At 46.7% G+C, this 8,531-nt stretch carries 9 protein-coding genes and 4 pseudogenes; 7 read left to right on the top strand and 6 right to left on the bottom strand.

Annotation, left to right across the window (positions count from 1 at the left end):
* Positions 1 to 433 precede the first annotated feature (433 nt).
* Positions 434 to 973, top strand: a complete 540-nt coding sequence (locus tag AC07ED_RS11550; protein ID WP_105235901.1) for a hypothetical protein — start codon at positions 434 to 436, stop codon at positions 971 to 973.
* Positions 974 to 1,500: 527 nt separating this feature from the next.
* Here AC07ED_RS11550 and AC07ED_RS11545 read toward each other — a convergent pair.
* The 3 genes and pseudogenes from AC07ED_RS11545 to AC07ED_RS11535 all read right to left on the bottom strand — a co-directional run.
* Positions 1,501 to 1,779 (bottom strand): annotated as a pseudogene (locus AC07ED_RS11545) (transposase); the annotation flags it as partial.
* 67 nt (positions 1,780 to 1,846) lie between these two features.
* A pseudogene (locus tag AC07ED_RS11540) lies at positions 1,847 to 1,912 on the bottom strand (hypothetical protein); the annotation flags it as partial.
* 100 nt (positions 1,913 to 2,012) lie between these two features.
* Positions 2,013 to 2,315: a hypothetical protein gene (locus AC07ED_RS11535; protein WP_105235900.1), complete on the bottom strand. Its 303-nt coding sequence runs from the start codon at positions 2,313 to 2,315 to the stop codon at positions 2,013 to 2,015.
* An 85-nt stretch (positions 2,316 to 2,400) separates the two neighbouring features.
* On the opposite strand from AC07ED_RS11535, the gene AC07ED_RS11530 reads away from it, so the two are divergent.
* A complete protein-coding gene (locus tag AC07ED_RS11530; RefSeq protein ID WP_105235899.1) occupies positions 2,401 to 2,733 on the top strand; it encodes a DNA-directed RNA polymerase subunit alpha C-terminal domain-containing protein in 333 nt (110 codons plus the stop codon).
* Between the two features lie 2 nt (positions 2,734 to 2,735).
* Here the strand turns inward: AC07ED_RS11530 and AC07ED_RS11525 are convergent, their stop codons facing one another.
* Both AC07ED_RS11525 and AC07ED_RS11520 read right to left on the bottom strand, forming a co-directional pair.
* The gene (locus tag AC07ED_RS11525; RefSeq protein ID WP_105235898.1) at positions 2,736 to 3,164 is read right to left on the bottom strand and encodes a hypothetical protein; all 429 of its coding nucleotides are present in this window, start codon (positions 3,162 to 3,164) and stop codon (positions 2,736 to 2,738) included.
* A 3-nt stretch (positions 3,165 to 3,167) separates the two neighbouring features.
* On the bottom strand, positions 3,168 to 3,527 hold the full coding sequence (locus tag AC07ED_RS11520) for a hypothetical protein (protein WP_105235897.1): 360 nt from the start codon (positions 3,525 to 3,527) through the stop codon (positions 3,168 to 3,170).
* A gap of 127 nt (positions 3,528 to 3,654) precedes the next feature.
* Between AC07ED_RS11520 and AC07ED_RS11515 the strand changes: the two genes are divergently transcribed.
* The 5 genes and pseudogenes from AC07ED_RS11515 to AC07ED_RS11495 form a co-directional block, all read left to right on the top strand.
* Positions 3,655 to 4,329, top strand: coding sequence for a UPF0149 family protein (locus AC07ED_RS11515; RefSeq protein ID WP_105235896.1), 675 nt, complete (start codon positions 3,655 to 3,657; stop codon positions 4,327 to 4,329).
* A 143-nt stretch (positions 4,330 to 4,472) separates the two neighbouring features.
* Positions 4,473 to 5,855, top strand: coding sequence for a site-specific integrase (locus AC07ED_RS11510; protein WP_158664552.1), 1,383 nt, complete (start codon positions 4,473 to 4,475; stop codon positions 5,853 to 5,855).
* 526 nt (positions 5,856 to 6,381) lie between these two features.
* Positions 6,382 to 6,606, top strand: a complete 225-nt coding sequence (locus AC07ED_RS11505) for a hypothetical protein (RefSeq protein ID WP_105235894.1) — start codon at positions 6,382 to 6,384, stop codon at positions 6,604 to 6,606.
* 46 nt (positions 6,607 to 6,652) lie between these two features.
* Entirely contained in the window at positions 6,653 to 6,862 is a 210-nt protein-coding gene (locus AC07ED_RS11500; RefSeq protein ID WP_478242209.1) for a transposase, read from the top strand.
* Positions 6,863 to 6,921: 59 nt separating this feature from the next.
* Positions 6,922 to 7,788: pseudogene (locus AC07ED_RS11495) on the top strand (IS3 family transposase); the annotation flags it as partial.
* Between the two features lie 93 nt (positions 7,789 to 7,881).
* On the opposite strand, the pseudogene AC07ED_RS11490 reads toward AC07ED_RS11495, so the two are convergent.
* Positions 7,882 to 8,187 (bottom strand): annotated as a pseudogene (locus AC07ED_RS11490) (IS21 family transposase); the annotation flags it as partial.
* Positions 8,188 to 8,531: the final 344 nt, after the last annotated feature.

Genomic DNA, 8,531 nt, shown 5'->3' with positions numbered 1-8,531 from the left:
AAGTGGCCAGATAGTCGCCGCGAGGCGGCGCGACGGACGATTGTCCGAACCAAGCGTCGAGACACAAGTCTAAGCGCAGCTCAAAACGCGTTCTCAGGCCGACTTTTTCAACAAAATCCGCCCATCTATGCGCAAGTTCTTCACGAGCAATACTTCGTTGTGACTAGCTAACCTCTCATCGGCAGGCCGCGTTCAATGTAACGGCCTCACTGACCCTGGACTCACAACAGAAGATGAACACATTGCGCTCAAATAAAATTACCAAGCGATGGCCTGTTTCGGGATAAATGTTCGCAAGTTACATTCTAAACTTTTCATTGAAGTTATTCATTTATGATTAAGAAACTAATTTATAAAGCATTTAAAATAAGCATTGATAATGTATTAATAATATGTTAGGCGTATTTTACATTTTACATGAAAGGTATTTAAAATGAATGAAATGAATAAAATGACTTATGGAGAGTGGATCTTATGCAATACTTTTGGAGAAGAGGCTAAGTCCCAAGGATTCTTTGATAGTGATGAGGGTAAATTTAAAGATAAGTGTTGGGGTTATATGATGTTCTGCCCGAAGGATCTGGGGTGGACAGATTTCGTAACCTTTGATCCCATGAGCCCACCCGAGGTTGAGCAAAGATCAATCACTACGCAAGATCAGTACGAAGCATTTACGAAAGTGTTGACATCAATTTTTGATGGCGATTGCTTGCATAATTACTTCAGACTTGGACCAGACTATGACACTGAAATGTCTGACGAAGAGCTAGCGCTTAGTAAAATTCGTCATTATCTAGATAAGGTTGCTGCTCTAATCCTCAAATATGGCCCATACGATGGCGCAGTTGCTCGCACCGTAGATCTAAGGCTCGCATTCATTCATGAACTTATGAATTATCCTAACTTACCTATTCCTAGAGATCAGTCCACCGAATTTAGAAATTGGACTGATCAACAGCCACTGCTTCGATGACAGGGCGCTTTAGGCTTAGCAAAGGAAGGCCCTAGGCTGCCAGACTACGAAAATCAGCCACGCAACCAGAAAGATAAAAGGTTGTGGGGCTGTTACTTCTTCGAAGATCAAGATTAGCGGCAAGATGGAACTGTTCGATCAACATAAGGCCTGAGCGGGTTGGTTGAGCTGACCCGCTATCACTCGTTGTGATCTGTAACTGGCCTTAGGCCTTCTGGACGGGAAAATGTGCGAGTAGCAACAAGTTAATCCATCATACCTTGTTGTCTTAAAGGTGGTCATAGTTCAGAACGCAGTGATGCAGCTAACACCGTCACCAAAGAATGTGGTGCTGGCCTTGAGCTTGGCATCAACGGAACCTCTGAGGATGGTGCAACCAACCTCAATGCAAGCATTCGTTTTGACCGAGTAGGCGGCGTACATCGCCAAGGTCTGAACCTACAGGCTGAGTTCCGCTTCTAAGGAATAGTGCAGGTTAACGAGCATAGGGGTAATCCCCCATTTTTAATGGGGCTCAGCCGTAGAATTCATGCGGCTGTTTTCAGTTTCATGGCGGGGGTGATGCCGCCGATGGTCATGTTGGGCCGGTCATTGTTGTAAGTCCAGAGCCATTGTGTAGCCTGGTCCTGAGCCTCCTCTATCGTTTCAAAGATGTTTTGATCGAGCCATTCGTGCCGCACCGTTCGATTGTAGCGCTCGATATAGGCGTTTTGCTGGGGCTTTCCGGGCTGGATATATTCGATGGCGATGCCCCGTTTTTTTGCCCATTGCATCAGCAAACCGCTGACATATTCGGGGCCATAACACCTTCGGAATGATACTGGCATCCATCCCTCCGAACTGGGCTCGCCACTTATAAAAACTGGCGCTGCTCATACCATGCTCACGGCAAAGCTCTGAAACGGGCACGCCGTTTTCTGCCTGGCGCAGGATCGACATAATCTGAGCGTCGCTGAATTCTGATTTCTTCATACGAATTCTCCTCGGTCATTCATGCCGGAAAAATTCCACTTAAGAACACCACTAAATTTCGGGGGGATTACCTCGATATTTCAAAGAGCTTACCATCGCGACGCTTTTCGATGATTTCTTGAAGCTTTTTCTGCGCTTGGGGGCCAACGCCAGAAATCTGCGCTATCTGAGTTGGCTGTAACGTCATTAGGTGATCGATCAGCGATATATCGATGGTTGCTGGATCAACGTTGCTATGAGACGTTTTGAAGTCGCGTTGACAGTCTAGGAATATCTTGACCCACACGAATGTGCTTATTTGGCGAGCTAATGGGCCGTCGACTGTTGCGAAGTTTATCAAAGGCTGGTCAGCGACACGGTCGTACTTCACCCCGGTCTCCTCATGCTGTAATGTGAAAGCCTAGCTCGAAATCGATCAATTGTGATGTGTTATTCGTTCTTGCGGAGAAAGCAAAGTGTCACGCACTGAGTATGATTTGGCGGCAAACCCTATTCAAGATTTTCACTGTCCGAGTGGGCGGCTCATCGATCTCATTCGGCCGACTATCTGGATGCAAATTTTTTTGCACCTTCAGAGAGATTTTAAGACGCGATACGACGATGTGGAGCTTGATGCCGTAGATATCTCGCTGCTGCGTGAATTGCTTGGGATGGATGAAAGACGTCTAAAACAGTTGGCGGGTTTGGGGAAAAAGTCCCGTGAGAAACTCAAGACGATACTCTGCTATGCCGCTGACGGAAAAATTTTTGATGGGCATGGCCGGGCCGTGGTTTTCGATGGGTGTTGATGTCAGCTACTGGGACTTTGAGGCGCTTCATCGTCGATGATACAATGGCCCGACATTGTGATAATCGCTTTTTCTCTGAGATGAACAAATTTTGAAAAGTCATAGGTTTGAGTATCGAGGGATATGAGAGCCTCGCTGTCAGGTTCCATCGTCCTGCAGTAGAAGCTTAGCTTGCCGTCGGTTCGATTTACTTGCGTAACAAACTGGCAAAATGGGGCGTTCACGGCCACGATTGCGCCCGATGGAAGTACGCTGAAACTCGATGGCTGCTCCGAATATTCATCGTCGATTTCACCAGTGTTCAGGTGATGTGATTTTGCCTCATCTACAACGCAAAACACGGAGTAGCCTCCAGTGGGTTCTTGAGCCTGGCCTTCGGTAGTGAGGGCTACAAATGGAAGTAGCATCGCAGTTAGACGCGTAATGGTCATTAGTCAGTCCTCAGCCAAAGAATGATGAGTGGCAAGTCTCAGGTAGTGTTGCCGTGTCATCAACCTCTTGACTGTCGCATCGGATAAACGTGCAACACAAGTGTTCTCTATTTCTTGAACAAGAGTTTCGACTGGACGGAGTGCTAATTTTTTATCTTTCGTTTTAAGCGGCACCCTAAATTCCTGTGTCAAAACTAAAGGAGGCTGTTTCTTCTCAGCTTGCAGATAGCCAGCATCGGCAAGCACTATAATAATCGATCGAGCAAGACGTTCGGGAACGCCAAACTTCATCAGCTCAGATGTCAGGTAGTCCTGTATTCTGATAGCCGACCATCCAAAAATGAGAGAGCGAACAACTTTCATGAAGCCTACATCACGGACAAAAGCGGCATAATTATGACTAATCTGTGGTCCACTAAGGCATCGACAGTTCCGAGCTTACAGAGTCTAAGCAATCAAATGCTCGAGCAGGCAATGGAAGGTGAAGATCATGCGTTTCTATAAACATAATGTGGAGCGACTTGCTCAACTCCTCTCGTCTTCAGATGCTACCGCGCGCATCGATATGAAGCTCAGTGAGCTGGATGGGTATCTGACGGCAGTGTTCTTGTGTCCAGAGTTTATACCTCCATCAAGCTGGCTCACAGATTTATTCAAAGGAAAAGTTCCTGAGAAATTCCCTCGTGGCAAAGTTGCTGATCTGGTCGTTGAAAATATTGTCGGCCACCTCGAATACATCGCCGATAGGGCAAAGACTCGGCAGCGATTGCAGCCTATTTTTTCAAATGTTGAGGACACGGATCAAGTTTCATGGCAGCCTTGGGTTCAAGGCTTCAACCGTGGCGTAGCTCTTCGGAAAGATGTCTGGGAGGCGTTGTTTGATCATAGCGACGAGATAACTCGAAGTGCCTTGAGCCTTTTTTTGGTCCTGTATGAAATCGCAGAAGGTCAAAGTGATTTTGACGATCAGCTCATTCGAGCATTTTCTGAAGAAGCGCTAGACCTCATTCCAAATGCCATAACTGAACTGTTGCAACAGGCTCGTGCGGACTTATTTGAAAACACAACAGCCGGTCAAAAGCGCCGAATTAAAAAGCCCAAACGTAAAGATCCATGCCCTTGTGGGTCGGATTATACATATAGTTCTTGTTGTGGGAAGAACTAGATTTAGAGATATCCATTTGGTTATTATAATTTCTCTATTTGCTCCTTAAGTGTCAATTTTTTGACATAGTATTAAATGTTTTTCCGTGATTTTTTAAATCTACTATTCTTGAATGTGAATCGGAAAAACAGGGTGGGAAAAACTTGGAATTAAGAACTTTATTTTCTGAAATCGAGGATGGTGAGGTTTTCTTTCCATATCGAACGAGGGAAGATATAATTTCTCTCAAGTCAAGGGCTAATGCCTATTTTCACCCCATCACCAAAGATCTCCATTTTGGTATATATAGGCCGTCCCCCAATGTTTGCAATTGGATTTACAGAAAGCGTCTGGGTGTTGAAAGGTATGAGCAGAGGTCATTGATGGTGGCATTGGAGGGCGGAGTTCTTGTGAATTCTCTATCTGATGCCTTTGAGGAATTTAACCGGTATAATGTTAATGTTGGAGTGGATGAAAGTCGCAGAGGAAGAGTGCGTTCAATTTACTATTGTCCTATTTCATCGAGTGCCGATACTTTTGGAAAAATTCTTCTTGATTATTGTGACTGGTTGCAGGTGGCTAGATCAAAAAGTACACATTATGGCGCGGTTGTTTTGCTTAATTATCACATAATTCCTTATTTCGCTAATATGCAGATTTCAGAATTAAGGTCTAGACATCTTGTGGAGGTTGCGAAGAGGATCTATCAGACGCCCCCTAAGCATGGTTTTGTAACACATGTATGTCGAGACAGAAATATTGTTCTCTCGGATGATGACCTCATGAAACGAAGGCGTACTTTTAATTCAATCATGACACACTTGCGTGGCTCCTTGAGGTATGCTGCGGACAATGGTGTGCGGGGTGCTCTTGATGCTTCTTCTATTGTAAAAAATGTTTCAGTTAATACTAAGCCAAAAATATTTTTCTTAAATATTACAGAAGTGCGAAAAGTCTTGGATAATTGCGCGGAGAATTTAAAAAATATTGCCTTGGGTGCTTTGTACAGTGGGTGTAGAGTGGGCGAATTGGCTCGACTAACTGTTGGGGATGTTGGTTGTGGCGGATTCGGTTTGAGAGTGCCTGCCTTCAAACGTGGTGCGGGTAGATTTGTGTTTTTATCGGAGGATGGTATGAATTTTTTTCAAAAAATTATTAAAAATAAGGATAAGGCAGATTTAGTTTTTACGACCGTCAGAGGCAAAAAATGGCGAAAGCACCACGTTGTGCCGTTCCAAGAGGCTGTGCGAGCTGCCGGAGTGTCGGAGAAATTTACATTTCATGGGCTTCGACATACATATGCAAGCTATTTACTTATGAGTGGAGTTTCTTTGGAGGTGGTTGCTAAGCAATTAGGACACAAAAGCATTTTAACGACGGTTCAAACATACGGACACCTTTCTGATAGCTTTCGAGAGCAAGAGGTTCGATCGAAGTTTTCATTCAGTGTTGGTCATTCAGCTCATTTATTGAACTGTGATAGGCCATTTTTGTCAGAGGCAGAGGAACCCTCGATGGAATATAATTATTTTGATACCTTAGTTTAATTATATTGAATTTTCGAGTCTAATTTTATATCTTCAATTTAATTTCAATTTTATTGATGGATTGTAAAATTTCCGGATTTCCGGATTTCCGGATTTCTAGATCTCTGATGTCGATTTATTGTTTAATGTTGGGGTAAGGGGTGGAAATGATGTGAATGTGTCATTCCTGGTGTCTTGTGTGTACATGTATCCGATCTTTTTATTATTTTAGAGAAGGTCTATTGCTCCCTGCACCGTGTGTGGGAATTAGAGGTCCTGTTATGGTTTCTGCGAAAATAGTGGCTCAGTTTTCGAAGGAGGACATCATGGGTTTCGTTCATAAACCTTTTCATCAACGAAGATGAAGTGGTCGCATATACCTGAAGCACTACCAAACATGTCCCTCAACTTTGCATAAGAAAAATTGATAGATTAAAGAGGTGCGGTAGGCTTAGTCAAACTTGTCTGACGTCAGCCCTTGTGGGACAGATTTGAGGATTTGAACAACGGAGGGTTTCTGGTTCATCGTAGCCTTTAGGGAGCGAAGATGAACAAGAAGCCCGGAACATCGAAAGACGCAGCTGACAAGCTTGTCAAAAGCATCCGCCGCAAGACCCGCCAGACCTACTCAGCGGAGGAGATGATCCGCATTCTTTTGGCGGGCCTTCGTGGCGAAGAAAGCATCTCTGCGCTGTGTCGCCGCGAGGGGATCTCTGACAGCCTGAATTACAGTTGGTCTGAGCTGCCCCCCGAAATTCGGACACTGACGTAAGCTACGATTTGTTGTCTGCTGATCTTCGACGAGAAGGAGATCAGAGATGTCGAAACGGAAGCAGCATTCGCCTGAGTTCAAGGCGAAGGTAGCGCTTGAAGCGCTGAAGGGTGAGCAGACGGTGGCCGATCTGGCGAGCCGGTTCGGGGTTCATCCGACGATGATCCACACATGGAAGCGGGCGTTGCTGGAAGGTGCGTCTGGCGTGTTCGAGCGCGGCAGCAGGAAAACCCCCGAGATCGACGAAGAGCAGTGAAAGAATTGCACGCCAAGATCGTGGGGTGAGCCTGTGAACGCCATCGGTTCGAGTGAACAGGTGAACGCTGTGGCCAACGATTTTTTGTCACGAAAGCTCAAACCGTGGACTGGCAAGTGAGGCGCGACATGATTGAGCCGAACACTTCCACTTTGTCCATTGGGCAGCAATGCAGGTTGCTGTCGATCTCGCGCTCGTCATTCTATTACAAGCCTAAGGGCGAGACGGAGCAGAACCTTGGCCTGATGCGGCGGATTGATGAGCAGTTTCTCGAGACGCCGTTCTTCGGTGTCCGACAGATGACTTGGCATTTGCGCAACGACGGCCATTTGGTGAACGAGAAACGGATACGCCGCCTGATGCGCCTTATGGGGCTGATGCCGATCTACCAAAAGCCCAACACCAGCAGGCCGGCGAAAGGGCACAAGACCTATCCCTATCTGCTGAGAGGTCTGCGGGTGGAGCGTCCGAACCAAGTTTGGTGCTCGGATATTACCTATCTGCCCATGCGCCGAGGGTTCCTGTATCTTGTTGCCATTATGGATTGGCACACGCGAAAGGTTTTGTCCTGGCGCATCTCGAATACTCTGGAGGCGGACTTCTGCGTTGAGGCACTGAACGAGGCCATCCACAAGTTTGGCGCGCTGGAGATCATGAACACCGATCAAGGATCGCAGTTCACATCCTTTGCCTGGACAGATCGACTGCGACAGACCGGCGTCCGCATCTCAATGGATGGCAAAGGCCGCTTCCTCGACAATATCTTCATCGAGCGGCTGTGGCGAACCCTGAAATACGAGTGCGTCTACCTGCATGCCTGGGAGACCGGATCAGAAGCGAAGGCAGGCATCCGGAAATGGATGACCTTCTACAACAACCAACGCCCACACTCAGCCCTTGGCGGTAGGCCTCCAGCCGTGCTCTATTGGCTGGGAAATGATAAAACCCAAACCGATCAGCAGGAGCAGAGAGTAGCTTAATTTACGCCAAATACTGTCCAAACATCGGGGAGTAGCTCAGTCCTTCACCGTCGTGTAGCCGCCGGTGAACCCTCTCTCCTCGCAAAGCCGGTCGCAAATCCGCTTCGCCGTGTGGCGCTGTTTCTTCGGGACCTCCAGATCCTTCAAGAGCCACGCATCAATGTAAACGGTGAAACCGTCCAGCTTCGGGCGACGGATTGCCTGCTCCCGCCGATACCCAGGCGGCACCGGAAACGCGCACATCTTGTCAACCGTTCCACGCGCCAAACCAAAATCACGCGCAATCGAACGCTTGCTGCGCCCCTCATCAAAATGTGCTCGACGCACCTGCAAATAAACTTCCACAGTGTAAATCCTCCAGCCCTCCCTGCTCAATCAGTGAGGACAAAAAGTGGACGACTTTTGCGCCGCCCGCACCGGCGAAATACCGGCGCTATTGTGGTCTAATTTTGCACCGCCCTATACACGCACTTTGATTTTTTGATCATAATGCAGGCCTGATATGTCTATAATAATTTAATCATTAACTTTCCGTTAACCTTGTTCAACAATATGCAAGATATCTCCTTTTTGAGATTATTTCTTAATCCAGCCCTCGTCAGAAATGACGGGGGCTGTTGTCGGTGAGGGCATAACCAGAACCTTAATCGTGTGTTAATTATCATGTTCTAAATCTCTTTCATGGAAAC

Source organism: Aestuarium zhoushanense (assembly GCF_056431045.1).
This window is presented reverse-complemented; position numbering and strand designations above follow the sequence as displayed.